Origin of the sequence: Streptosporangium sp. NBC_01469, from assembly GCF_036227305.1 — a bacterium.
Taxonomy (GTDB): domain Bacteria; phylum Actinomycetota; class Actinomycetes; order Streptosporangiales; family Streptosporangiaceae; genus Streptosporangium.
This window is the reverse complement of record NZ_CP109465.1, coordinates 6,223,732-6,247,070: the sequence shown is the minus strand read 5'-3', so window position 1 is coordinate 6,247,070 and position 23,339 is coordinate 6,223,732. Positions and strand designations below refer to the sequence as shown.

The window sequence follows — 23,339 nt, the reverse complement described above, 5'->3', positions numbered from 1 at the left end:
CGATGGACCCCTGCTCTTCCCCCCTCAGTCGCGCCGCCTTCCCGGGCGCGCTGTCCCTCGCCCGGCGCCGCGTCGTCGTCACCGGCGCCGCCGGTTTCATCGGCTCGCACCTGTGCGAGCGGCTGACCCAGCTTGACGCCCAGGTCGTCGGCGTCGACAGCCTGATCACCGGCCGGCTGGACAACCTGACCGAGCTGATGCGCAGCCCGGCGTTCGAGCTGATCACCTGTGATGTCACCGCGCCGTTCGACGTCACCGGGCCGGTCGACGCCGTTCTGCACTTGGCCTCGCCCGCTTCGCCGCGTGACTATCTGCGGTTGCCGCTGTTGACGCTCATGACGGGTGCGCTGGGCACGCTGCAGGCGCTGCAGTTGGCCCGCGCCAAGCAGTCGAGGTTCGTTCTGGCATCGACGTCGGAGGTGTACGGCGACCCGCTGGAGCACCCGCAGCAGGAAAGCTACCTGGGCAACGTCAACCCGATCGGGCCGCGCAGTGTCTACGACGAGGCCAAACGGTACGCCGAAGCCCTGACCGCGTCGTTTCGCCGTGACAGCGGAACAGACACCGCCATTGCGCGGATCTTCAACACGTACGGTCCGCGGATGCGCCCGGACGACGGGCGTGCCGTCCCGGCGTTCATCGCTCAGGCTCACGCCGGTCGGCCGCTCACCGTCGCCGGTGACGGCAGCCAGACCCGTTCGTTGTGCTACGTCGCCGACACCGTCGATGGGCTGCTCGCGCTGGCGGCCAGCGAGCACAGCGGCCCGGTGAACATCGGCAGCCCCGAGGAGATCACCATGCTGGAGCTCGCCCACCACATCCGCCGCCTGTGCGGCTCAGCCTCGCCCATCGGGTTCGTCGACCTGCCCGCCGATGATCCTCGGCGGCGCTGCCCGGACATCACCTTGGCGCGGGACCTGCTCGGCTGGAGCCCGCGCGTCGGCCTCGCCGACGGGCTGGCCCGCACCGTCAGGTGGGCCGCCGGTCCCGACGCAAGCGTTCCCACCGTTGCGCTGTCCGCGGCGGCCCGGTCATGACGCCACCCATCGTCTGCGGAGTGGATGAGCGCTACACGCGGCCGCTGTGTGTGCTGATGCAGTCGCTGGCCACCGCGCACCCCGACACGGATGGCCTGCGGCTGATCGTGCTTCACCACGCCCTCAACCCCAACGCCCAGAGGGCGATCTCCTGGCACGCGGACCGCCTGCACCTGCAGGTCGAACTGCGGGAGGTCACCGCCGGATCGAGCGGCTACCCGGTGTCGGGGTGGGTGAGCGACGCCGTCTACCTGCGGTTGGCCATCGGCGATGTCATCGACGACGAACCCGTGGTGCTTTACCTCGACTCCGACACGCTCGTCCTGGGTGATCTGCGGCCGTTGCTGCGCCACCCGCTGGGCGGGGCACCGGTCGCCGCGGTCCGCGACCCGCAAAACCCGGTCATCGGCTCCGGGATCGCCCTGCCGGGGTGGCGGGAGCTGAACATTCCGGCCGGGCGGGAGTACTTCAACAGCGGCGTGATGCTGCTGGATGTAGCCGAATGCCGCCGACGAGGCGTTTTCGAACGCTCCCACCGGTTCCTGACCGACCACCCCGACATGGTGAGGTTGTGGGACCAGGACGCGTTGAACTGGGCGCTCGCCGACGACTGGTTGCGCCTGGAGCGCCAGTGGAACACCTTCGCCCTGTCGCCGCTGGTTGAGCGGGGCGGCTACTACCACGCCGACGCTGAACCGGTGATGCCGCTGGAGGTTCTGCTGGCCGATGAACCATCAGCGGTAGTCCTGCACTTCGCCGGACCGGACAAGCCGTGGGCGGAAACGTACCCGGCCGGGCCACTGCGAGACACCTACCGCAGGTTCCACGCCGAGACGATCAAGGCTGAGGTTGATGCCGATGCGACGTTCTAACACCCGGCCGTGGGCGGCGGGATGGCTCGCTGCGGCGGTCGCCGCCCGGCACGTCGCCGGACTACGGCACCTTCGCCGGAGCCTGGAGTGGCTCGCCCAACCGGTCTCCGAGGCGGAGATGACGGACACTCCAGTACACATGATTGTCCCGGTGCTGCGGGAGCAGCAGCATGTCGCCGCCGCGCTGGAGTGGTTCACGGCGCTGCTGGAGCGGATGCCAGGCTCGACGCTCACCGTGGTCACCACCGCGCGGGAAGAACACGAACGGCAACACCTGGCGGCTCTCCTGGCGGAGCAGGGGGACCAGCCGGTCACCGGCCGCCGGTTCCCGCAGCTGACCGCCGCCGAGCTCGACACCGTAGTGGCCGCGCAGGCCGCCGCGCCCGGCCACGCTTTGACGCGGGCGCACGCCGCAACCGTGCTGGGCCGGTTCCCGCTCACCCGCGATGTTGTCGCCCGTGAACTCGAGGGTGACCGCTACCGGGGTGCCGCCGTCCGGCACGTGCACTACCCCGGTGACGGGCGTAAAGCCGCGCAGGTCAACCACGCAGTCACGCACCTCGACGCGGACAGCCAGAGTTACGTGGCGGTTTACGACGTCGACTCGCGGCCCACCCCGGAGGTGATGGCGGCCACGCTGGCGTTCATCGGCCACCGGCGGGCCGCCGACGGGGCCCTTCCCGCTGTTCTGCAGCAACCAGCCCGGCACACCACCCGTGCCACCAGCCCCCACGCATGGGAGCGGATGATCTGCCGGGGTGCCGCTGACCTGCAGACGTTGTGGACGCTGCGGCGGGAAATCCCCTACGTCCGCCGGTACGGGCAGATGATCGGCCGTGCCGGTCGCCTGCCATGGTGGGACGCGGTGCGGGCGGGGGTGTCCCAGCTGGTCGGGCATGGCCTGTTCGTCCGGGGTGATGTGTTCGCTGACCTCGGCGGGCTGCCGGACTTCACCGTCCTGGACGATGTGCCGTTCGGGTACCGGCTGACGATGGAACGCATCCCCGTCGAGTCGGTGCCGGTCACCCTTGTGGCTGATGCGCCGGAGGACGTGCGGGAGCTCCTGGCGCAGAGCCGCCGCTGGTTCCAGTGCAACCTGGACTACCCGAAGGTCGCCCGGGCGGCCCGCGCCGCCGGGAGCGGCAGCATGGCCGCGCACGTCGCGGCACTGGCCGTGTGCTTCTACCGGGGGGCGGCGTGGCTGTCGGCGAGCCCGGCGACGGCCGCGTGCCTGCTGGTGGCCGTTGACCGCCGACACCGGCCACCGGTCCGTACCGCCGCGATAGCGGCCCTGGCGTGGGGGGTCGCGGTGCCGGTCGTCGTGCTCACCAGAGCCGACAGGCAACCCCTGACGGCGGGTGGGATCACCCGCAGATCAGCCGGAGTGCTGGCCGCGTACCTGCTGCGCAGTATCGGCCCGTGGCAGGCCGTCGCCCGTACCGTCGCCGGTCGCCCAGCCGGACCTTTCGCTCCGAAAGCCAACTCCCGGACAGTCGTCGACCCCCGAAACGGAAAGGACCCCCGGTGATCATCGGATTTGAGGGTGTGAGCTGTACCGGCAAAACCACCCTGGCGGCGGCTGTCGCCGCCAGAGGCGGCGGCGTGCCGGTCGTGCCCTGCTACTACCACGCCGTCCCTGACCCGTCCCGTCTGCCCGTCCCGCTGGCCCGCACCGAACAGGAGCAGCTGGACGCGCTGACCCTCCACCTGGAGATCGAAGCACTGCGGTGCGCCCTGGTCGACGAGGCCACCGCTCAGGGCGGCGACGTGATCCTCGACCGCACCGCCGACACACTACTGGCGCACCTGCACGCCGTCGGCCGGCTGCAGGGCCTGAACGCTGACGTCGCGGCCCGGACCATGGTCGACCGCCAGCGGGTCGCCGGGCAGGTCGCGGTGCCCGACGTGACGTTCTTCCTGCACGCCAGCCACGATGTACTCGCGGCGCGCGCCGCGACCCGCACCGGGATGCCGCCGATCTACTACGATCCCGACTTCGCCCGCCACTTCGCGGCCCACTTCGCCGGTTACCCGCTCACCCCGCTGCGGATTGACCTTGACGCGGCTGGCCCCATCGAGAAGCTGACCGCAGCGGTGCTGGAGCACCTCACCTGGTTTCGCCCGTGCGACACCACCGCCAGGGGGCAGGCGTGAGGGCCGTCATCGTGGGGTGCGGCGCCATCGCCTCCCGGTGGGTGCGCATCCTGTCGGCGGACCCGCGCATCACCATCGTCGCCGTTGTCGACCCCGACCCGGCCGCCGCTGAACGGCTCACCGCACGGTTCGACCTGGGCGCCGTCCGGGCGCCGACGCTGCTGCAGGTGCTGACCGCTCACCCCGTCGACGTGGTCGTGAACCTCACCCCGCCCGAGGCGCACGCGGAAACGACGCTGCTCGCGTTGGACGCCGGGCTGCACGTTCTGACGGAAAAGCCCCTGGCCACGAGCTTCGCTGACGCGGTCCGGCTCGTGCACGCCGCCCGGCGGGCCGGGCGGGTCCTCGCCGTGATGCAGAACCGCGGATCCGATCCGGGTTTTCTCGCGTTCCGCGACGCTGTTCGCCCGCACAGTGGCCCGTACGCGGTGGCCGCTGAGGTGTTCGTCGCGTTGCCGTCCCCGGGGTTCCGCACCCGGCAGGCGCGGCCCGCCACCGTTGACCTTGCTGTCCACGCGTTCGACCAGGTGCGCAACCTTGTGGCCGCGCCGCCCGCCCACGTCGCGTGCCGGGAGGAGCCGCTGGGGTTCCTCGGCGAGCACTGCGCGGTGACGACGATCACAGTGACGTTCACCGACGGGTCGACGTTCACATACCGGGGCGGGTACGCCGGGCCGGGCCTGCGCACCCCCGCCACCGGGGCGTGGCGGCTGGACGCGCCCGGGTTCGCCGCCCGCTGGGACGGCGCCGCCACCCTGGAAACCACCGACGGGGCAGGCGACGCTGGCATGCGGGCCGTGTCGCTGCCCGATGCCGTCCCCGGCTACCAGGGGTGTATCACGGAGATGCTGCGGGCACTGCACGAGGGTGCCCCGGCCGTGGACGGCAGTGGCAACCTCGGCTCCATCGCGCTGCTGGACGCCGCCCTGGCATCAGCTGACGACGGCGGGCAGCCCGTCCCGGTCCCACCGACCCTGGAGTTCGATGATGCCTCCCGGTGACGCTCCGCCCAACACAGCGATGATCATCGGCGTGTTGGCCGCCGCTGGTATCTCCCTCACCGCTGAAGGGCTCACCTCGCACCCGGGCGGTACCGACAGCCACGTTTTCACCGCCTGCCACGCTGACGGCCGCGCCCTGATGGTGAAGGTCGCCCGCCACCCGCGATCCCGCTACGACACCACCGCGTGGGCCGCGGTCACGATGGCCGCCGCCGGTATCCCCGTCCCCGTCGTCGTCTGGCACAACCAGCGAATCTGCGTCGAAACCCGCTGCCCGGGCCAGGCACTGGCGCCGGAAACCACAGGACAGGACACGGTGACCGCGCAGCCGCCGGATGCCGCCAGCCGCAGTGCGGCTATCACCGCCGGCCAGATCCTGCGCCGCCTGCACACCGTGCCCGCCATCGGGTTCGGGCGGCTCGACCCGGCCGGACGCAGCCTGTATGGCTCGCTCCACGACTGGCTGCTGGCCCCGCCGCCCGACGCCCCGCCCGCTGCGGGCGGGGCCGGTCTGCGCGAGCTCACCGGAACCGTGGAGGCGGTGCTGCGCAACCACCTGTACCGGCTTCCCGAGGGGGCGCCGCAGCTGCTGCACGGTGACTGCGGCGCCCGGCACGTCATCGCCTGCGACGGGAAAGTCACCGGTCTCGTCGATCTCGAATCCGTCCGGGGCGGTGACCCGCTTACCGACGTCGCCGGCTGGAGCCTGAACGAACACCCCGACCTGACGGCGTCAATGTTCACCGGCTACTTCCCGCAGCCGCCGGAGGTCGCCACCAGTTGGGCGCTGACTCTGTACCGGTTGCGGATCGCCGCCGCGCTGCTCTGCCTCCACCTGCGGTCCGGCGAACCGGCCCGTGCCCGCCTGCGCGCCGCGCAGATCCGCGCTGACCTGGCCGACGTGGCCGACGGCACGCCCCGCCTGGTTCCGCTCGTCACACCCACTTCCCTGATCAAGGAGCCGCCATGTCCCGTCCCGTCTCCGCCCCAGCAGGCCGGATCCCCGCAGTGACTCTGCCCTTTCCGCGCCGCCCCAAGTACGGCCAGCCTGAACGCGATGCCGTCTCCGCGGTCATGGACAGTGGTCGTCTGTCGGAAACCCGCCGAGGCCCAACGGTCGCCGCGCTGGAAGACACCGCCGCCCGCCTGGTCGGCACCCGCTACGCGCTGTCGTTCAACTCCGGCACCGCTTCCCTGCACGCGGCGCTGCATGCCGTCGGAGCGTCCCCTGACGCGGGGGTGGCCATGTCCCCGATGACGTGGATGTCGGCCATCACCGCGGCGTTCCACGCGGGTAGCTTCCCGGTATTCGGCGACATCGAAGAGGGCTCCACCCACCTGGCGGTCGCCGCCCTCACCGGCGCAGCCCCGAACTGCTCAGCGGCGATGGTCACCCACGCGTGGGGAATCCCCGCTCCCATGGACGACTTGACCGCCGCGACGGACCTGCCCATCGTGGAGGACTGCTCTCACGCCCACGGCGCCCTCTACCGAAGCCGTCCCGTCGGCGCGTGGGGCGCGGCGGGATGTTTCAGCTTCCAAGAGGCTAAGGCTGTCTCCGGTGGCGAGGGCGGGATCATGACGACGTCCGACCACCGGGTTTACGAACAAGCGCTGACCCTCGGTCACCACCCGCACCGGCTGGCCGCCGAGCTGTCCCTGCCCGACCTGCTGCCCCTGGTCGACGCCGGGGCGCTGTACAAGTTCCGGATGCCGGCGCTTTCAGCGGTCATCGCCCTGCAGCAACTGCGGACCCTTCCCGAGCGAATGGCCGCCTCCGAGGAGAACCTGACGACCCTGCTGCAGATCATCGACGGTCACTCCCTGCCGGTAACTGTTCCCACGGTCGGGTCCGGGTCGGTGCGTGGCTGGTACGGAACCCCGCTGACCATCACCCGAACCGTCACCGACCCCGAGGCGCTCCGCACCACGTGCATGGCCGAAGGCATCCCGTTGCGCCTGCCATACCTCGACTGGCTGACCACGCCGCTGCTGCAGCAACCGGATCTGCTGCGCCGCTTCTGGCCGCACCTGCGAGGCCAGTACCGGCCGCCGCAGCCTGAGAAGTTCGCGAACTACTACCAGGCGCGCAGGCAGATGCTCGTGCTGAAGATCCCGGACGTGCCCGCGGCCGACTACATGGGGCAGGTCGGTGCCGCCCTGGTCTCTGTCCTGACCCGCACCCTGGGCGACGCGTAACCCCGCCCCGCCCGTGACACCAAAGGTTCAGGCCGTGGCGAACGCGGCCTGAACCTCTTCCCGGCGCTCAGTCCACCAGAGCAGGAACCGCTCGGCGGACAGGAACAGCTCATCAGGGCCGTGGTCGCCCCGGTCATAGTGGTAGTCGAGCTGCCAAAAATCCGACATGCGTTTCCACCACAGCCTCTCGACCGCGTCGGCGAGATCCTCCCGCCGCAGCGGCACCAGGCTGCGGTAGCCGCCGACGAACGCCGCGACCCGCTCCAGGTCGAGGTGTCCGCTCTCGCCGCCGAACTGGACTGTCGCGGTGCGCGCGACCTCCTCGGCGAACGGCCGGGCCCGGATCCGATCCCAGTCGAGGACCGCGATGACCGCCCCGTCCCGCCACAGGATGTTGCGGTGTTGGACGTCCCCGTGTGTCCACCCGACTGGCCCCGCTGGCACCTCACCGGTCGGGCGTTGCGCCCCGTACTTGTCGATGAGGACCGTCCGCTGTTCCAGCAGTTCGGCCGCCGCCACGTCGAACGGCTGCGGAGCGTCCAGCGAGGAGATCACCGCCAGGAAGCGGTTCGCTTCGGCGATGGCGGTCGCCGGGTCGGTGACCTTAGCTCGCAGGGCGGCAGTCGCCTCCGGCAGCCCGGCCTCAGGCGGGAGGTGGTTCAGCCGCTGGTGGATCTGCCCGAGCAGGACACCCAGGTCGGCGGACTGGTCCAGCGACAACTCGGTGCCCCGCAGGTGGACGCCGTCCACCCACGGCAGCAGGCAATAGCCACGACCGCCGATCTCAACGACTACGTCGCCGTCGACGCTCACCTCCGGTGAGCACACGGGCATACCCTCAGCGGTGAGGATCACCAGAACACGCAGGTTACGCCGCGCGATCGGCAGCGCCACGTCGAGGATCTCCTTCAACGCATACGTTCCGCGCTCAGCGCGGACACGCCAGTTGCGGTTCATCAGCCCGTCGGAGAGATACCGAAGATCGGTAATCCGGCCGAGCCGGAAAGCCTCGCTGAGCAGCGGAAGGTCATCGGAGACGTCGTGACGTCGGGTCTCTGTCGTCTCAGCAGTCACGTGCAGCAGGCTACGCCTGCCCCGCCCGCGTCGCCGCCCTCTTCGCTCTGAATGTCCCACCCACCTGAGAGCTTTTTGATGAGGTGGCTGTCCTTCCCGACACCGTGCTTATCTCGGCCGGTTCGTGACTGGCCGGTAGGCTGGCCGCCGCCAGGTTCTTCTGCGCGCTGTTGACCAGGTCCTCATCGACGTCCACGGTCCACACATGACCGGTGGGGGCGACGAGCCGTCCGAGGAGGGCCGCGTTGTAGCCGGTGGCGGCCCCGGCTTCCAGGACCTTGTGGCCGGGCTGCGCGCCCAGCTGTTCCAGCTGGGTGGCGACGATGGACGGCGCGGAGATGCAAGAGATCATCTCGTCGGTCTCGTCGTGCTTCACCGACACGGCGTCGTCGGCGTAGGCAGCCTCGACGTCGGCTTCGGGGATGAACCGGTGGCGTTCAATCTCCCGGAACGCTTCGATGATCGCGGGGGTGCGCAGGTGGCCGGAGTCGGTGAACCCGGCCACCATGGCTTCGCGCAGTTCGGTGGGATCGACGGTCGCGGTGATGGTGGTCTCCATCTTCTCGAAGGTAGGGATTACGGGTGCGGACCGGCTGGTGAACACGGTGGCCGGCTCGTCATCTCCGAAGGCGACGTGCCGGCCCAGCCAGGCTGTCGCGGCCTGCTCGGCCACGGGTACGGCGGCGCGGTTGAACGCGAAGATCGCGTGATGGGCGAGCACCGCGCGAAGTCCTCGCCTCAGGTGCCCGCCGGTCGCGAACCGGGCCAGGCGACGGCCGGCGTCCTCGAACGCGGCGACACGGTCGGCCCAGCCCGGCTCGGTGGTCTCCCGTTGCGCGGCGTCGGCGTTCATGAGGCGCCGCATGGCAGTGACCGCCGCCGCCCGGCGAGCCGCGTCCGAGGGGTCGATCGGCGGGCGGTGGTTCGCGAGCTTCGCCCACACGTCGCCGATCTCGAACGGGTCAAGACCGGCGGCGCGGTTCATGGTGGACAGCAGCAGAATGCCGCGCTCTTTGGCGAGGGGGCTGCCGGTCTGGGCCAACGCCGCGGGGCTGTCGGCGCAGAACACCTCATGAGCGATGGCCATGCTCTCCGGGCCGCCGAAGGCTTCGGTCTCCGGCTCGTAGAGACCGCCGCCCCAGTCGGCCACCAGGTCGTCGGCGACGAGCAGGTCGGCCGCGGGGTGCTCGGTGCGCTGCTGGAGGAGACCGTCTATCTGGCCGCCCTGACCGGCGACCCGCTGGAGGCCCACCGCGACGCGCCCTGGATCGCCGGCACCCCCGGCACGCTCTGCCACACGATGACCGTCCGCGCCTGCCAGGCGACCGGGTACACCCCCCGGGTCCGTCACCACGCCGACGACTTCGGCACCGTTCTCGCCCTCGTCGCCGCGGGCCAGGGCGTCGCGCTCATCCCGGAGCTCGGCCTGCTCGCGCCCCCGCCCGACGTCGTGCTGACGGCACTGCCGACCCGGCGGAGAACCCGCCTGGCCTACCGACGAGGCACCGGAGGACACCCCGCCGTACTGGCCGCCCGCTCGGCCCTGCACGCATCGGTCGTCGGGCGAAAGCAATGAGCCTGGGCAGCTCAGGCGAGTTGGTCGAATTCGCCGTCCTTGGCTCCGGAAAGCCAGGCGTTCCACTCGCCGGGAGTGAACACGAGCGTCTCCGCTGCGGGGATGAGACGCATCGCTATGTGATCGTCAACGAACGCGATCGACAGGTGGATGTCGCCGGGGTTGGAGGTGGACAGCCACTCGGCGGCGCTCAGCCCGAGGTCTGCGACTGCCGGTTTGGGCAGGTGGGACGGTGTTCCGGGGAGGTGCGCGGGCAGGTCGTAGGAGCCGTTCCGCGCTTCGGTCAGCAGGGATTTCCAGGCGTCGGAGCTACAGAGCAGCCTGGGGCCGTCCGGGTTCTTAGAGTCGCGGATGGCAACCCCGAACGGAGCCGGTCTCATCTGGACACACTGCTGGCCGCTGCCGGTGTAACTGCTGGTGATCCAACCCTGCTCGTCGGTCATTGAATCGCCTTCCTCGTCAGGGGCGTCGGAGTTCGCCGCGTTCGATGCCGCCAGTGAAGGCGTCGTATTCGGCGTCGGTAAACAGGTGCGGGGCCTTCTCGGGATCCTTGGAGTCGCGCAGGGCCACGAGGCCCCGTTCCAGGAAGGCGATCTGGACGCAGTTGGTGCCGCCGCTGCTGAGGCTGCTGGTGTGCCAGCGGGCGTCGCGGAGTTGGGTTTTCACCCAGTCGGGGTCGAGGGTGTTCTTGTTCATGAGAGGTCCTTGGCGATCGTGGTGAGAAGCGGTATCGACGCCTTCGGCGACAGGGCATCGGACTTCAGCAGGTCGCTGGTGGTGCGGTAGAGCTCGACGACTTCGGGTTCGTTCAGGTGCAGGGAGGCGCGCAGGGACTCGATGCACACGAGGTCGCGACCGGCGGGAAACGACATGAGCATGAATGGGCCGTCCATTCCCGCGTGGGCTCCGGCGGAGAACGGCAGGACCTGGATCGTGACGGCGGGGTTGGTACGGGCGAGGTGTATCAGGTGTTCGATCTGGGCGCGCATACAGGCACGTTCACCGACTTCCTGGCGCAACACTCCTTCGGGGAGCACAGTCCAGATTTTCAGCGGGACTCGGCGTTCCAGCATGGCGCGCTGATGTTCCAGACGTAGCGCTACGAAGTGGTCGATGTCTTCGGGGGTCTTCCAAACGCGGCTGCCCTCGGTCACCGCACGGGCGTACTCGGGGGTCTGAAGCAGTCCGTGGACGGCGAGAGGGTTGAAGACGAACAGGGCATTGGCGTTCTCCACCTGGGAGAGGTAGTCGCCGAGCGGGTCGTCGACCACGCCTTCGTAGCGCTGCCACCAGTCCGCTTCACCGGCCCGGCGTACGAGGTCGCGGAGTTCTTCCCGCAGGGCGGTGTCAGTGATGCCGAAGACCTCGAAGAAGTGCGGAAGCTGCTGGATCCTGAGCCCTTGCAGCCCGTTCTCGATCTTGCTGACCGTTGAGAGGGACTGGTATCCGAGGTGGCCCGCCGCTTCCTCCTGGGTCCAGCCGAGGGCCTCACGGATGCGCCTGAGTTCCGCACCCAGGCGTCGGCGTCGCGGGGTGGGTTCGACGGGCATGGCCACCTCCTTCCTCGCGCTTCCTCGTGCTTCCTCGTGGGGAGCGTAGTGCTCGGGATGGCCTGAGAAAACGTGATCCCCTTTAGAAGAAAGTCTTTCTTCTAGGAATGACTTGCCTAGAGAGTAGCTTGCGCTGCATCATCGAGACGTGACAGCGGTACGTGTTCACGACGTCACAGATAGGCATGGCCGTTGGCGCTGTTCGTCCGCCTCCATCGGACGCCCCATGCACCGCCTGTCCCGCTACTCCCTTGACCTCACGCTTTCCCACCGGGGCGAAACCCGAGCAAGCCCGCAGAGCATCTGCCGACCTGATCGCAGGACTGCCCCCAGCCCCACCCGTTAGGAGCAACGATGCTCATCGAGCGCGTTCCCGTCCCGGACCCCGGCGAGTACGGCAAACCCCGCAACCGCTTCCGGATGACCGCCTGGTGCCTGCCTCCCGGCAACGCTGCCCGGCGCGCCCGGGAGGTGTTCCGCGATCAGCTGTCCAAGCTGCCCATGGCCGCCGACGTGCTCGACGAGCTGGAGATCGTGGTCTCCGAGCTGGTCACCAATGCCACCCGCTATGCCCCCGGCCCCTACGAACTCCGCCTCCTGCACGACCACGGCCTGCCCGTCCGCGCCGAGGTCGTCGACGCCGGAGCCGGAACCACCCTCATCGACCACCTGTTGAACCGCTCCCCGCCCGTCCCCGAGCGCATCGACGACCTCGAACTCGGCGGCCGAGGCCTGCGCATCGTCACCGAACTCACCCACGGGCGCTGCGGCACCCAATGGACCCGCCTGTGCGGCACCGGCCAACTCGGCACCGGCGTCTGGTTCGACCTCCCCATCCGGCCTCACCAGCCCTAACCTCCCCGACCTCCGGGCAGCCGGAATCGTCCCCCGATTCCCCTGAACCCGGAGCCGGTCCACGCCGACGGCTCCCCCGTGCCGAGCGTGGGCCGTACACAGAGGCCGGCGTCCACGGACCCGATCCCACCCTCGTCCGGGACGCCGGCCTCCCCTACCCCCGCCACGACGGAACGCGACGGTTTCATGGCCACCTCCGCTGAGACCCCGGCCTCTACGGGGCCCCTCGCCCTCCTCCCGGCCCCGAGGTTCAGGAGGTAGCCGCCCGACCTCCCTCTATGACACAGTCCCCGGCATCTGTGCCGGGGACTGTGCATGGCTTCACGGGTACGTCATCTCCCGACCCGGTGTACGTGATTTCTCAGACGTACGGCGACTCCGGTCCGGCACGTGCCCGGCTGTCCTGCTTCTCGGCGTCGAACCCCCTGGCCGCTCCCTTCCCTCGCCCTCCGCGACGTAAGGGATGGTGACGGTGCACCTGCGACCGGGGGGAGTCTCAGACGGTCCTGGTCGCGGCGCTCAACGCCTCTTCAACATCACGAGCGATCTCGTTCCACCGCTTCGTGAACTCCGCCAGGGCCTGCATGGCCCGTCGCTCGGCCTTGGCCCTGGAGCTGATGCCTGCCTGCCTGACGAGAAGTCCCTTTGGGCCGGGGAGGTTGATGGACAGGTCCCAGCAGGCCACGCCGATGCGGTCGCGTGACTTGTCCAGGACGAAGAAACGAAGACCTCCGATATAGCCGTACTCCAGGCTGCCACCGGACTCAGACCCCCTGCCACTCGATCACGGAGAGGCCTGCGCCCTGATCCTCCGTCATACCCCTTCGCCAGACTGTGCTGTGAGAATCAGGTTCGCGACCTTCTCGGGATGCTCACGCCTGACAGTCTGCAGGTCGGGACCGTTCCGAAGGGACACCAGGTAACAGCCCGAACGCAACCCCACAGTCACCGTACCGATGATCGCTCCCGCATTGCCGTGGACGACCAGTTCGGGCGCGTGCCGCGCGCAACGCCCCAGAGGCAGCGGTCTGCCGTCCTCGGCCAGCTTCAAGCTGATCTTGTGGACGGGTTTGGCATTCACCCCCCGCTCCCTCAGCAGCCGTCGCACAACGCCCAAGGACCCGTCGTGCTCCTCTGCCGTTGCGTCGGTTACCTCATCGCTCCCGTGTTCCTCAGTGAGAGGCTCTGCTGCTGTCCGTCCGATCGCCATGCACCGACCGTAGAAACGGCACCTCACCCGAACCAGGAAGTTGCGGAATGTTGCGCTATTTCGTGGAGGGCAGTTCCTGCGCAACTGAAGTGATGATGTGGCGCGCGGCCTTCCCGTAGACAGCGACGCTCGCGAGATGACCGAACATGCGTAAGTACAACTTGACTTCGGAAGGGCGGGTGACTTCGATGTTCGCAGTCGGTGTCTCCAGGCACACGAATTCGTCATCGAAGATCCAGAAGCCGGTGGACGACACACAGGGCCGCTCGATCATCATAGGGATGATGCCGATCGAGACCGTCGGCAACGACATGACGGTGAGCAGGCGGTCAAGCTGTCCGGCCTGCACTTCGGCCGTACCGAACCATGTCCGCAGGGACTGTTCCTCTATGAGCACGCTGAAATGCTTGCCCGCCTGATAGATGACCCGCTGACGCTCCATGCGGGCGACCACGGAGGCTTCCAGGTCGTTCGGGGTGTCGAGAAACGAGATCCAGAACGAGAGCATCGCGGCTGCGTAGTCGGCCGTCTGGAACAAGCCGGGAATCGCATTATGCTCATAGATCCGAAATAGTGAAGTTCGCTCGTACAGGGGGACATGCACCTGCATCAGGCGCTTCATACCATAATGCGTCTGACGCCGGAACTCCTGGTACATGGACTGGATTGACTGAACGGTGGCGATAAGATCCGGAATCTGGTCCTCGGCGTCGCAGATCCGACACCAGATCCGGATCTCCTCCTCTGTGGGAGTTTTGCCCCCGTGTTCCATGCGGCTGATCTTGGTGTAATGCCAACCCGTTTCGGACGCCAGGACGCGTCCGGTTAAGTTGGCGCCCGTACGAATCTCACGAAGGCGCTGTCCGAGGGCTTCGGCGGCCCGCTGAGCGGGAATAAGTTGGCGTGTACTCACTGTGGGGGATCGCGAACTTCCAGACGGTCTCAAAAGCGCTCTTGCACAGCGCTATGTCGCCTGGATCCGTAGAAGTCACCTTCGCTCTTCCCAGGCCGTTGCCAGCGTAGTGGAGGAACACCGCCAGGCTATCGTCGAACAGGTAGAAGTCGTTGCCCGGCAGGGGCGTCGACGAGACCAGACGGCGAGGAACCCAGCGGATGTCCTCGCCTGCTTCCACCATCGGATGAGCGATGCTGTACGACCAGCGCTGATAGTCGCTCAGCGGCTCCGACACGATACGCGCCCTTCGTACCGTCTTGCCTGCTTTCACGTGTTCGCGCAGTGTGGCGCACCAGCCCTGTAGCCACTCCAGGTCATCCGGCTCTCCGGCCGCCCACTTGGCCATATAGGGCAGTTCCACCGAGGTGCCGTAGGCGTCCCGCGTTTCCAGGTGGACGGCGCTGTGCTCGAAGCCGGTCAACAGCTCCTCGAACGCGTCATCAGAGATGTTCATGGGCCTGCGGGTGTGAAGAAGAACTGAAGCATTCGGTCGGGGATCTCGCAGGCGATCTCCCCTGGAGGGATGTCCATCTGGGCGAGGGCTTCCGGGTCGGTGACGACCCAGCCCTGCACAACCCAGCTGCCACGGTCGGTTCGGTAGACGGTCGGTGATCCGGTCGGGTTACTGTCGGGATCTTTACCCATGAACGTCAGGCGCATAATCGGCTCCCCACTCTCGTGGTGCGGAATGTTGCGGACTTCCGAGGCGATCGTGACTTCCCCTCGCAACATCGTCAACCTTCATGGACTGGCTTGTCAGCCGATTCCTAATGTCAGGGCAGGTTGATCCCATCACGTGGAGGTGCGCTCATGACACCCGACTTGTACGAAAAAACGGACCTGTCCGCCGCGAAGTTCACCCGCATTCCTTGCGGCGGGTCGAACGACGACGACGGCGAGGGCGAGGCGTGCCCGGAGATGGCCGTCGTCGGTGACGGCGTCTTCGCTCTGCGCGACAGCAAGAACCATGGAGCGGGAACGCTCCTGTTCAACGGTGCCGAGTTGGCCGCTTTGCGCGACGGCATCGGCGGCCTGATCTAGCATCCCCGCAATGCGGCCTTGCCTGTGCTACCACAGGCAAGGCCGTTAGTCGTATAGGGAGAGGAACATTGCATCATTTTCACGGATATACATGGGCGGGCCAGGCGGCGTCTTACCTGAACGGCGAGGGCATTCGCAGGCCATTTCATCCCGAATTTCTATCTTCACCCCTTCCGCCCATGAGATTGTGCGACTGGCTACTCAAGCCGCACAATCGCATCGTTGTCTCGTTCGACCAAGCCAGCGACGCTGCGACCTGGCTCATCGACCAGCACGACACGGCTTGCCCTTCTTTCCATCTCCCCGATCAGGAGGCGAAGATCGGCCGGAAGCATCGCCACGAAGGAGCGGCGGAGGCACTCCCCGGCGGTACCGATATCCAGTGGGGATTCCATCTCAAGGGGGAGCGGTTCGCGTCTATGGGAGTCGTCTGCTGCCCGAACAGGCACGCTCCCGACTACAAGTGCCCGGCAGGTCGGCGGTAGTCGACGTTGGCGAGGTCATCACGAATCAGCACGACGTCGGCATCCGTGCTGATAACTGGGCTCGATGCCGCCCTGAAACCTGCGTTCGAGCGGTCTCGCGAGCCGTTTAACGCGTGTCGGGGTGCCTGCCGTGGATGGCATGCTGGCGGTGTGAGCGAAGAATCCGATGTCCACCTGCGCATCGCCACCGAGTTGCTGCTGTTCCTGCCCGCGCGGCGGCGGTGTGAGTGGCAGCGGGTGACACCCGACGGAACATCGACGCTGGGCCATGTCGTGGAGTCACTCGGCGTTCCGCTGCCCGAGGTGGGGCCGCTGACCGTCGAGGACGCGGAGGTCGGCAGGTCCTATCAGCCCGTCGCCGGTGACGTGGTCCACGTTCACGCCGTGCCCCGCCCCCAGCGGGTGCCCCTCGAACCGGGGCAACACGCGCCCCGGTTCCTGCTCGACGTCCATCTGGGCACCCTCGCGCGACGGCTCCGGCTGCTGGGCGTGGACGCGACGTACCACAACGACATGGACGACCCCTCGCTGGTCATCGAGGCGAACAGGGAACGCCGCGTGCTGCTGACCCAGGACCACGGCCTGCTGTGCCGCCGGGCGCTCTGGCTCGGCGCCTACGTACGGGGCACCAGGGCGGACGACCAGCTCCGCGACCTGCTGGAGCGATTCGCGCCGCCGCTGCGACCGTGGACCCGCTGCACTGCCTGCAACGGGGAGCTGGCCCCCGTCGACAAGACCGAGGTCGACCGCCTGCTGGAGGCCGGAACCAGGCGCTCCTACGACGTCTACGGCCGATGCTCGGAATGCGGCCAGATCTACTGGCGCGGCGCGCACAGCGAGCATCTGGAGGAGATCGTACGGTCGGCCATGCGCACGGTCCGTCCGGAGTCACAGGTCGGCGGGGGCCCGCGCTGAGGCAGGCCGGTCCCGTTCCGGGAGCACGCCGGGTACGGGGCCGGGAGCACCACCGGGTAAGGCGACTCCCACGGTCGCGGGAACGCTCGTCGGTCCGGTGACGACACTCATCGGCGACCACGACCGGGCCGTCGCCCTCCGCCCGCGTCCCGGACCTCGATCGGCGACGGCCGGGGACCGGCGTGGTCCCGGCCGCGCCGCGAGAGGCGGGTTCGTTCGATCCGATGCCGAAGCCCGCCGCCGGGCGCGGGGCTCCACGGACGGGCGTAATCTCCCTGAAAAGACACCTAAGGCAGGAGATCCCCCATGGCCGATGAGCCGACCGTCTCGAACCCGTCGTCCGATCCGTCAGAGGGCGCGGAGAGTTCCGGGTTGGCACGGATCAACGCCGAGGTGCCGCACTCGGCTCGCATCTGGAACTACCTGCTGGGCGGGAAGGACCACTTCGCCGTCGACCGCGAGGCGGGCGAGAGGGTGTCCGCCGTCTTCCCCGGCATGGTCGACGTCGCCCGCCACTCCCGGTACATGCTCGCCCGCGTGGTGCGTCACCTGGCCGGTGAGGCGGGCATCCGCCAGTTCCTGGACATCGGCACCGGGCTGCCGACCGTCGACAACACCCACGAGGTCGCCCAGCGGATGGCGCCGGACTCGCGCGTCGTCTACGTGGACAACGACCCCCTGGTGCTGGTGCACGCTCGGGCGCTGCTCACCAGCACGCCCGAGGGCGCCACCGACTACATCGAGTCGGACGTGCGCGACCCCGAACACATCCTGCGGGCGGCGGCGAAGACGCTGGACCTCGGCCGGCCCACCGCGCTCATGCTGATGGGCATCATGGGCCTGATCGGCGACCACGACGAGGCGCTCTCGATCGTGCGCCGGTTGATGCGGGACCTGCCCTCGGGCAGCTACCTGGCGCTCTACGACGGCGTCGACACCGACCCCGCGTACGTCGAGGCGATGCGCCGCCACAACTCGGGAAGCGGCGTGGTCCCCTACACACCGCGCAGCCCGGAGCTGATCACCCGCTACTTCGACGGCCTGACGCTGCTGGAGCCCGGCGTCGTACCGGTGCAGCGGTGGCGGCCGGAACCCGCTCCCTGGGGCGACGCCCCCGAGGTGGCCTGCGCCGGAGGCGTCGCGCGCAAACCCTAGATGATCGGTTCCAAGGGATCGTTCAGGCCGGAGGCAGGCGGACGGCGGGCGGATGGCGGGCGCGGATGTCGTCGGCGCGTCCGCGTCGTTCGGTCCGTGCGGTCGCTCTCGGCGAAGATGACCGCATCCAGCTGTGTCGGTTCGTCATTCCCAAGGCGAGCGTCCAGGCCGCACACCGTCCGTTCCGGCGGGATCCCGACATGCTGACCCGCGGGAGGAGGAGCAGGGCCGGACAGCGGCGGCCGAGGTCGTCCGGACTCGCCTCGCCACTTCGGTCCTCGCATCACGTCCCGCTGTGGTGGGTCAGTCCTGTGGGTGCTGTCGGAGGCGGGTGTGTTGTGCCAGGACCACGTCGATGACCTGGGTATCGCCGGGCGGGGCGCCGGCGGTGTCCCACCAGCGGATGGCGCTGATCTCCTGGTTGGGGGTGAAGGCGTGGTGGAGGGCGGGGACGTGGGCGGTGTAGATCGCGGCGTATTCGTCGCGTGGTGGGTCGACGAGCCGGAAGCGTGCGTATCCGGCGAGGGTGAGGGTGGGCAGGTGCAGGCCGCTCTCCTCGTGGAGTTCCCGTACGGCGGCTTGGAGAGGTGTCTCGCCGGGATCGATCCCGCCGCCGGGTAGTTCCCACTCTCCACGGAAGCGGTCGAAGACCAGCAGCAGGTGCCGGCCGCACCAGACCGCGACCAAAGCCGCGGGCATCGGCGCGTCATCCGGCACGTCGGCAACGTGTGCGGTCGGCAGGAACGCCATCAGCGCGTTCCCCTTCGTGTCCTGGGCCAGGGCTCGATTCATGCGTCCATGATGAGCACTCACACCCAAGAACTCCCCGCCCGACGCCTCGACCGCGGGTGGGGCGCACCCGGCCGTGGCACCCGTGTCGGCGACCCGACCCCAAAAACCGTGGCACCCGTCGGCGACCCGGCCCCGGAATCGGCGGCCTTCCCCCGGCCGGGACACCGCGCCCAGGTCCGGCTCGTGGTCCCCGGCGGCCGGGCACCACCGGTGCTCTCGGCGTGGCCCCGGGATTCCCGCGTGTGGGATGCAGCCAAAGTGCGTGATGAACCTGTAACAGGGATCTACCTTCAGAAATCCATCGGTAACACCCTACCCTTCGAGATAACGTTATCTCGAACGGTCCAACCAGGCCGAGAGAGGTATTTTGCCTGCTCAGGCAGGGGCAGAAAGGCACCCCCCATGAGAAACACGCGAGGCGTCCTGGCGGCCGCCGTCATGGCGACGGCGCTCACCGGCTCGCTGGTCACGGCGCTCCCCGCCACGGCCGCGGCCCCGACCACCGACGAGCAGTGGAACGAGATCCAGTCGCTCGTCGGCCCGGTCAAGGGCCGCTGGACCAACCAGAGCCACTCCGGCTCGGTCAACAGCAGCATGCCCGACACGGCCCTCCTCGGAAACGGCGACGTCGGAGTGACCTCCGGCGGCGGCGACGGCTACAAGACCTTCCACATCTCCAAGGGCAACTTCTGGACCGCCGCGCCCAGCCCCTCGCTGGTCGCCCTCGGCTCCGTGACGATCACGCCCGACACCACCATCACCGCCTCCAACCTGGCGCTCGGTGCCACCGCCGCCTCCTCCAGCAGCCACCCGGCCTTCCCGGCCGGCCGCGCGGTCAGCGGCGCCTGGGCGGCCGGCTACGAAGGCTGGGTCTCCGATGTCGGCAAGCCGCAGTGGCTCCGGCTCGACCTGGGCTCCGCGAAGACCTTCCGGCGTTACATCCTGCGCCACGACGCCGCGGCCCGCCCCGGCGAGACGGCCAACACCAGCAAGAACTGGACCCTTGAGGCCAGCACCGACGGCACCGACTGGACCACGATCGACACCGTCGCGAACAACAACCTCGCGACGACCGACCGCACCTTCCCGGAGGTGACCGCGCGCTACCTGCGCCTGAACCTGACCGAGCCGACGCAGGGCACCACCTCCGACTCGATCAACAACCCGCGGGCCCGCATCGGGCAGTTCGAGCTCTACGACGTCGAGGGCCCCACCGCCCCGACCGGCCCCTTCCTCGAAGAGCAGAACATCGTCAAGGGTGACGTCGACACCTCGATGGTGATCAACGGCACCCCGGTGACCATGAAGACCTTCATGGGCGCCGACAGCAACCTGGTGGTCACCTCGATCACCTCACGGGGCACCGCGCCGGTCCGGCTGCGCGCGCAGACCACCGTCGGCGCCCAGGGCGGCCGGAACATGCCCGTCGCCACCGGCGTGTCCGGCGACACCCAGTGGGCCACCCGATCGACCTCCTCCGGCGGCGCCTGGGTCTCCCGCGCCTCGCTGGCGACCCGCGTCATCGGCGGCACCCCGCTCGGCGCCCCCTCGGGCGGCCGGATCAACTTCGAACTGGCTCCCGGCGAGACCGTCGACATCGTGACCGCCGTCACCGGCGGCGGCGCGAACAACCCCGACCCCGGCCCCGCCGCGGTCGACCTGGCCGGCGCCCAGACCGCCTCCTCGGTCGACGCGCTCTACGCCGAGCACCTGGACTGGTGGAAGGACTACTGGCTGCGCTCGTACGTCGACCTCGACGACGACGTGCTGGAGAGGTTCTACTACAGCTCGCTGTACTTCCTGGGCTCCTCGCTGCGCGAGGGCAAGACCGCCTCCGGTCTGTACGGCATCTGGGCGACGTCGGACAACCCCCTGTGGGGTGGCGACATGCACATGAACTACAACTGGCAGGCCAATTACTACGGCGTCTACAGCAGCAACCGGCCGGAGCTGGCGCTGCCGTACTTCGACCTGGTGACCGACTACCTGCCGCAGGCGCGCGAACGGGCCAGGACCGACCTGCGTGACATCAAGGCCGACTACGTCGACGGCCGCTTCCCGTCCGGCGGCATGCCCTCCGGCGTGCTGTTCCCGGTGGGCATCGGGCCGTTCGGCGCGACCGTCGGCGACATCTACCACCAGCAGGTGGTGAACTCGCTGTTCGCGGTGACGCAGTACCTGTCGTACTGGGAGTACACCCGGGACGAGGAGTGGCTGCGCCAGACCGGCTACCCGTTCATGAAGGAGGTCGCCGCCTTCTTCGAGAACTGGCTGGAGCGCGACGAGGCCACCGGCCAGTACTTCTCCATGGGCGGCCCCCACGAGGGCACCTGGGGCAAGAACTCCAGCGCCGACCTGGGCATCCTGAAGCACCTGCTCACCACCCTGGAAGAGGCGAGCACCCGCCTCGACCTCGACGCCGACCGGCGCTGGACGTGGGGCAAGATCCTGCGCAACCTCCCGCCGGCGCCCACCACCGTCCACAACGGCAAGACGGTGTACGCCCTGGGCGAGCCCGGCACCCTGGTCGGCCTCCCGGCCATCCGCCCCGGTGACAACACCGTCAACCTGGAGTTCATCCACCCGGGTGACCAGATCGGCATCGGCTCGCCCGAGATCGAGCGGCAGACGGCGATCGACACCATCACCGCGATGAACGCGTGGGGTCAGGACAACAGCTTCCCGAAGGTCTTCACCCAGGCCGCCCGGGTCGGCTACCCCGCCCAGACGATCATCGACCGTCTCAAGCAGCAGATCACCAACAGGTCTGTGGCGAACCTGCGGATCGCCGACGGCTACCACGGCCTGGAGAAGGCCGGCGCGATCGAGGCCCTGAACAACATGCTGGTCCAGAGCTGGAACGGCCTGGTCCAGGTCTTCCCGGTCTGGCCCGCGGGCAAGAGCGGCGCGTTCCACAACCTGCGAGAGAAGGGCGGCCTGGTCATCAGCGCCAAGCGCACCGGTGACGCGGTGGAGTACATCACCGTGAAGAGCGAGCAGGGCGGCAAACTCGAGATCAAGAACCCGTGGACGGGGACGAAGGTCGACGTGTCGGTGGACAACGGGACGGTGAGCAACATCGGCGCGGGGAAGGCGACGCTGCGCGTCGTGGCCGAGAAGGGCGCGACCTACACCTTCACGCCCGCCCGGTAACACCTGGATGAGAGAAGGCCCGGCGCCGCAGTGCCGGGCCTTCTCATTTCCGGCCCGCGGTCCACTCGCACGACCGGCGGGGGTTGCGCGGGGCGGGTCAGGACGGGATCTTGCAGGGGTAGCCGATTTCCTCCCTCAGGAGACAACATGTTGCCCCTCCATATGCGCCGCCAGGAGTTCGATCCCGACCCCGAACTGGCCGCCGTCCGCGAGCAGCCGGGCCTGCGACGGGTGCCGACGCCCTACGGCCGCGAGGCCTGGCTGGTCACCCGATATGACGACGTGCGTCACGTGCTCAGGAACGCCGAGCTGTTCAGCTACGGCAGCGGCATATCCCTGCCGCCCATGAGCGAGGAGCAGTCCAGGCGGTTACGCGCCGGCTCGCTGCTCCTGATGGACCCGCCCGACCACACCCGCCTGCGCCGCATGCTCACCCCCGAGTTCACGATGCGCCGCATCCGCCGCCTGGAGCCGCGCGTCCACGAGATCGTCGCCGACCACCTGAACGCGATGGAACGCACCGGCGCCCCGGCCGACCTGATCTCCGAGTTCGCCACGCCGATCCCGTCGCTGGTCATCTGCGAACTGCTGGGCGTGCCCTACGAGGACAGGGAGTCCTTCCAGGCGCGTACCCGGTCGATCCTCGACTTCAACCAGCCACCGGAGGCACGCGGGAAGGCCCAGATGGAGGCCTCCATGTACATGGCCGAGCTGGTCGGCCGGGCTCGGGTCGAGCCGGGCGAGGACCTGCTCGGCATGCTCGTCCGCGAGCACGGCGACCAGATATCGGACGACGAGCTGGCCGGCATCGGCGGACTGCTGCTGGTGGCGGGCCACGAGACGACGGCCAGCATGATCGGCCTGGGCACGCTGGCCATGCTGCGCCACCCGGACCAGCTCGACCTGGTGCGTGCCGATCCGGACAGGGTCGAGGGCATGGTCGAGGAGCTGCTGCGCTGGCTGACGATCATCCACCAGGGCGCCGCCAAGGTCGCCTCGGCCGACACCGAGATCGCGGGCGTGCCGATCGCGAAAGGCGACGTGGTGGTGGTCTCGCTCCCGGCCGCCAACCGCGACCCGGCGCTGGCCGAGGACCCCGACCGCTTCGACATCCAGCGGCCCGACATGCCCCATGTCGCCTTTGGCTACGGCGCGCACCACTGCATCGGCGCGCCACTGGCCCGGATGGAGATGCGAATCGCCTTCTCCGCCCTGTTCGACCGGTTCCCCGGGCTGCGCGAGGCCGGGGAGCCGGAGTTCCGTTCGTTCAATGTGGTGTACGGCCTGACGTCCTTCCCGGTCGCCTGGTGACACC

General features: G+C 68.8%; 25 protein-coding genes. 14 read left to right on the top strand and 11 right to left on the bottom strand.

Going from position 1 to position 23,339, the window contains the following annotated elements:
- Window positions 1–2 precede the first annotated feature (2 nt).
- From OG587_RS27385 to OG587_RS27355, 7 genes are read left to right on the top strand one after another with little or no spacing between them, the layout of a single operon-like run.
- Window positions 3–1,037 (top strand): NAD-dependent epimerase/dehydratase family protein, encoded by a 1,035-nt coding sequence (locus tag OG587_RS27385; protein ID WP_329080141.1) that lies wholly within the window; start codon window positions 3–5, stop codon window positions 1,035–1,037.
- A gap of 20 nt (window positions 1,038–1,057) precedes the next feature.
- Window positions 1,058–1,909: a glycosyltransferase family 8 protein gene (locus tag OG587_RS27380; protein WP_329080140.1), complete on the top strand. Its 852-nt coding sequence runs from the start codon at window positions 1,058–1,060 to the stop codon at window positions 1,907–1,909.
- Window positions 1,896–3,437: a glycosyltransferase gene (locus OG587_RS27375; protein WP_329080138.1), complete on the top strand. Its 1,542-nt coding sequence runs from the start codon at window positions 1,896–1,898 to the stop codon at window positions 3,435–3,437. Before OG587_RS27380 ends, OG587_RS27375 begins: the two co-directional genes overlap by 14 nt.
- The gene (locus tag OG587_RS27370; RefSeq protein ID WP_329080136.1) at window positions 3,434–4,063 is read left to right on the top strand and encodes a hypothetical protein; all 630 of its coding nucleotides are present in this window, start codon (window positions 3,434–3,436) and stop codon (window positions 4,061–4,063) included. Before OG587_RS27375 ends, OG587_RS27370 begins: the two co-directional genes overlap by 4 nt.
- The gene (locus tag OG587_RS27365; RefSeq protein ID WP_329080135.1) at window positions 4,060–5,064 is read left to right on the top strand and encodes a Gfo/Idh/MocA family protein; all 1,005 of its coding nucleotides are present in this window, start codon (window positions 4,060–4,062) and stop codon (window positions 5,062–5,064) included. Before OG587_RS27370 ends, OG587_RS27365 begins: the two co-directional genes overlap by 4 nt.
- A 31-nt stretch (window positions 5,065–5,095) precedes the next feature.
- Window positions 5,096–6,076 carry a phosphotransferase family protein gene (locus OG587_RS27360; RefSeq protein WP_329080134.1) on the top strand — a complete coding sequence of 327 codons (981 nt, stop codon included), beginning with the start codon at window positions 5,096–5,098 and terminating at the stop codon, window positions 6,074–6,076.
- Window positions 6,073–7,263, top strand: coding sequence for a DegT/DnrJ/EryC1/StrS family aminotransferase (locus OG587_RS27355; RefSeq protein ID WP_329080133.1), 1,191 nt, complete (start codon window positions 6,073–6,075; stop codon window positions 7,261–7,263). The genes OG587_RS27360 and OG587_RS27355 overlap by 4 nt, the downstream gene beginning before the upstream one ends.
- Window positions 7,264–7,290: 27 nt before the next feature.
- On the opposite strand, the gene OG587_RS27350 is transcribed toward OG587_RS27355, so the two are convergent.
- Together OG587_RS27350 and OG587_RS27345 are read right to left on the bottom strand one after the other, a co-directional pair.
- A complete protein-coding gene (locus OG587_RS27350) occupies window positions 7,291–8,337 on the bottom strand; it encodes a phosphotransferase (RefSeq protein ID WP_329080132.1) in 1,047 nt (348 codons plus the stop codon).
- 10 nt (window positions 8,338–8,347) lie between these two features.
- On the bottom strand, window positions 8,348–9,487 hold the full coding sequence (locus tag OG587_RS27345) for a thiopeptide-type bacteriocin biosynthesis protein (protein ID WP_329080131.1): 1,140 nt from the start codon (window positions 9,485–9,487) through the stop codon (window positions 8,348–8,350).
- Between OG587_RS27345 and OG587_RS27340 the strand changes: the two genes are divergently transcribed.
- Entirely contained in the window at window positions 9,410–9,913 is a 504-nt protein-coding gene (locus tag OG587_RS27340) for a LysR substrate-binding domain-containing protein (protein WP_329080129.1), read from the top strand. The genes OG587_RS27345 and OG587_RS27340 overlap by 78 nt on opposite strands.
- An 11-nt stretch (window positions 9,914–9,924) precedes the next feature.
- Here OG587_RS27340 and OG587_RS27335 read toward each other — a convergent pair whose 3' ends face one another.
- Genes OG587_RS27335 through OG587_RS27325 form a run of 3 tightly spaced genes read right to left on the bottom strand, consistent with a single transcriptional unit; the run spans window position 9,925 to window position 11,463 of the window.
- Window positions 9,925–10,356, bottom strand: a complete 432-nt coding sequence (locus tag OG587_RS27335; RefSeq protein WP_329080127.1) for a DUF397 domain-containing protein — start codon at window positions 10,354–10,356, stop codon at window positions 9,925–9,927.
- Window positions 10,357–10,372: 16 nt separating this feature from the next.
- A complete protein-coding gene (locus tag OG587_RS27330) occupies window positions 10,373–10,609 on the bottom strand; it encodes a DUF397 domain-containing protein (RefSeq protein ID WP_329080126.1) in 237 nt (78 codons plus the stop codon).
- Complete coding sequence (locus OG587_RS27325; RefSeq protein ID WP_329080124.1) at window positions 10,606–11,463, bottom strand: helix-turn-helix domain-containing protein; 858 nt, start codon at window positions 11,461–11,463, stop codon at window positions 10,606–10,608. The genes OG587_RS27330 and OG587_RS27325 overlap by 4 nt, the downstream gene beginning before the upstream one ends.
- 354 nt (window positions 11,464–11,817) lie before the next feature.
- On the opposite strand from OG587_RS27325, the gene OG587_RS27320 reads away from it, so the two are divergent.
- Window positions 11,818–12,318, top strand: a complete 501-nt coding sequence (locus OG587_RS27320) for an ATP-binding protein (RefSeq protein WP_329080121.1) — start codon at window positions 11,818–11,820, stop codon at window positions 12,316–12,318.
- Between the two features lie 496 nt (window positions 12,319–12,814).
- Here OG587_RS27320 and OG587_RS27315 read toward each other — a convergent pair whose 3' ends face one another.
- From OG587_RS27315 to OG587_RS27295, 5 genes are all read right to left on the bottom strand, one after another.
- A complete protein-coding gene (locus OG587_RS27315) occupies window positions 12,815–13,003 on the bottom strand; it encodes a hypothetical protein (RefSeq protein ID WP_329080119.1) in 189 nt (62 codons plus the stop codon).
- A 129-nt stretch (window positions 13,004–13,132) separates the two neighbouring features.
- Window positions 13,133–13,399 (bottom strand): hypothetical protein, encoded by a 267-nt coding sequence (locus OG587_RS27310; protein WP_329080117.1) that lies wholly within the window; start codon window positions 13,397–13,399, stop codon window positions 13,133–13,135.
- A gap of 184 nt (window positions 13,400–13,583) precedes the next feature.
- Window positions 13,584–14,441 (bottom strand): helix-turn-helix domain-containing protein, encoded by an 858-nt coding sequence (locus tag OG587_RS27305; RefSeq protein WP_329080116.1) that lies wholly within the window; start codon window positions 14,439–14,441, stop codon window positions 13,584–13,586.
- On the bottom strand, window positions 14,377–14,937 hold the full coding sequence (locus OG587_RS27300) for a DUF6879 family protein (RefSeq protein ID WP_329080115.1): 561 nt from the start codon (window positions 14,935–14,937) through the stop codon (window positions 14,377–14,379). The genes OG587_RS27305 and OG587_RS27300 overlap by 65 nt, the downstream gene beginning before the upstream one ends.
- The gene (locus OG587_RS27295) at window positions 14,934–15,215 is read right to left on the bottom strand and encodes a hypothetical protein (RefSeq protein WP_329080114.1); all 282 of its coding nucleotides are present in this window, start codon (window positions 15,213–15,215) and stop codon (window positions 14,934–14,936) included. Before OG587_RS27295 ends, OG587_RS27300 begins: the two co-directional genes overlap by 4 nt.
- A gap of 78 nt (window positions 15,216–15,293) precedes the next feature.
- On the opposite strand from OG587_RS27295, the gene OG587_RS27290 reads away from it, so the two are divergent.
- From OG587_RS27290 to OG587_RS27280, 3 genes are all read left to right on the top strand, one after another.
- Entirely contained in the window at window positions 15,294–15,524 is a 231-nt protein-coding gene (locus tag OG587_RS27290; RefSeq protein ID WP_329080112.1) for a DUF397 domain-containing protein, read from the top strand.
- Window positions 15,525–16,159: 635 nt separating this feature from the next.
- On the top strand, window positions 16,160–16,924 hold the full coding sequence (locus tag OG587_RS27285; protein WP_329080110.1) for a Mut7-C RNAse domain-containing protein: 765 nt from the start codon (window positions 16,160–16,162) through the stop codon (window positions 16,922–16,924).
- A gap of 306 nt (window positions 16,925–17,230) precedes the next feature.
- Complete coding sequence (locus tag OG587_RS27280; protein WP_329080108.1) at window positions 17,231–18,079, top strand: SAM-dependent methyltransferase; 849 nt, start codon at window positions 17,231–17,233, stop codon at window positions 18,077–18,079.
- A gap of 303 nt (window positions 18,080–18,382) precedes the next feature.
- Here OG587_RS27280 and OG587_RS27275 read toward each other — a convergent pair whose 3' ends face one another.
- Window positions 18,383–18,871, bottom strand: coding sequence for an NUDIX hydrolase (locus OG587_RS27275; RefSeq protein WP_329080106.1), 489 nt, complete (start codon window positions 18,869–18,871; stop codon window positions 18,383–18,385).
- Between the two features lie 402 nt (window positions 18,872–19,273).
- Between OG587_RS27275 and OG587_RS27270 the strand changes: the two genes are divergently transcribed.
- Both OG587_RS27270 and OG587_RS27265 read left to right on the top strand, forming a co-directional pair.
- Window positions 19,274–22,024, top strand: coding sequence for a glycosyl hydrolase family 95 catalytic domain-containing protein (locus tag OG587_RS27270; RefSeq protein WP_329080103.1), 2,751 nt, complete (start codon window positions 19,274–19,276; stop codon window positions 22,022–22,024).
- 147 nt (window positions 22,025–22,171) lie between these two features.
- On the top strand, window positions 22,172–23,335 hold the full coding sequence (locus tag OG587_RS27265) for a cytochrome P450 (RefSeq protein ID WP_329080101.1): 1,164 nt from the start codon (window positions 22,172–22,174) through the stop codon (window positions 23,333–23,335).
- Window positions 23,336–23,339: the final 4 nt, after the last annotated feature.

Excerpts from the sequence above, each read along its gene's own strand:
- OG587_RS27385 (WP_329080141.1), top strand. The coding sequence starts at position 3 with ATGGACCCCTGCTCTTCCCCCCTCAGTCGCGCCGCCTTCCCGGGCGCG.
- OG587_RS27375 (WP_329080138.1), top strand. The coding sequence starts at position 1,896 with ATGCGACGTTCTAACACCCGGCCGTGGGCGGCGGGATGGCTCGCTGCG.
- OG587_RS27340 (WP_329080129.1), top strand. The coding sequence starts at position 9,410 with ATGAGCGATGGCCATGCTCTCCGGGCCGCCGAAGGCTTCGGTCTCCGG.
- OG587_RS27335 (WP_329080127.1), bottom strand. The coding sequence starts at position 10,356 with ATGACCGACGAGCAGGGTTGGATCACCAGCAGTTACACCGGCAGCGGC.
- OG587_RS27330 (WP_329080126.1), bottom strand. The coding sequence starts at position 10,609 with ATGAACAAGAACACCCTCGACCCCGACTGGGTGAAAACCCAACTCCGC.
- OG587_RS27325 (WP_329080124.1), bottom strand. The coding sequence starts at position 11,463 with ATGCCCGTCGAACCCACCCCGCGACGCCGACGCCTGGGTGCGGAACTC.
- OG587_RS27320 (WP_329080121.1), top strand. The coding sequence starts at position 11,818 with ATGCTCATCGAGCGCGTTCCCGTCCCGGACCCCGGCGAGTACGGCAAA.
- OG587_RS27300 (WP_329080115.1), bottom strand. The coding sequence starts at position 14,937 with ATGAACATCTCTGATGACGCGTTCGAGGAGCTGTTGACCGGCTTCGAG.
- OG587_RS27295 (WP_329080114.1), bottom strand. The coding sequence starts at position 15,215 with ATGTTGCGAGGGGAAGTCACGATCGCCTCGGAAGTCCGCAACATTCCG.
- OG587_RS27290 (WP_329080112.1), top strand. The coding sequence starts at position 15,294 with ATGACACCCGACTTGTACGAAAAAACGGACCTGTCCGCCGCGAAGTTC.
- OG587_RS27280 (WP_329080108.1), top strand. The coding sequence starts at position 17,231 with ATGGCCGATGAGCCGACCGTCTCGAACCCGTCGTCCGATCCGTCAGAG.
- OG587_RS27275 (WP_329080106.1), bottom strand. The coding sequence starts at position 18,871 with ATGAATCGAGCCCTGGCCCAGGACACGAAGGGGAACGCGCTGATGGCG.
- OG587_RS27270 (WP_329080103.1), top strand. The coding sequence starts at position 19,274 with ATGAGAAACACGCGAGGCGTCCTGGCGGCCGCCGTCATGGCGACGGCG.
- OG587_RS27265 (WP_329080101.1), top strand. The coding sequence starts at position 22,172 with ATGTTGCCCCTCCATATGCGCCGCCAGGAGTTCGATCCCGACCCCGAA.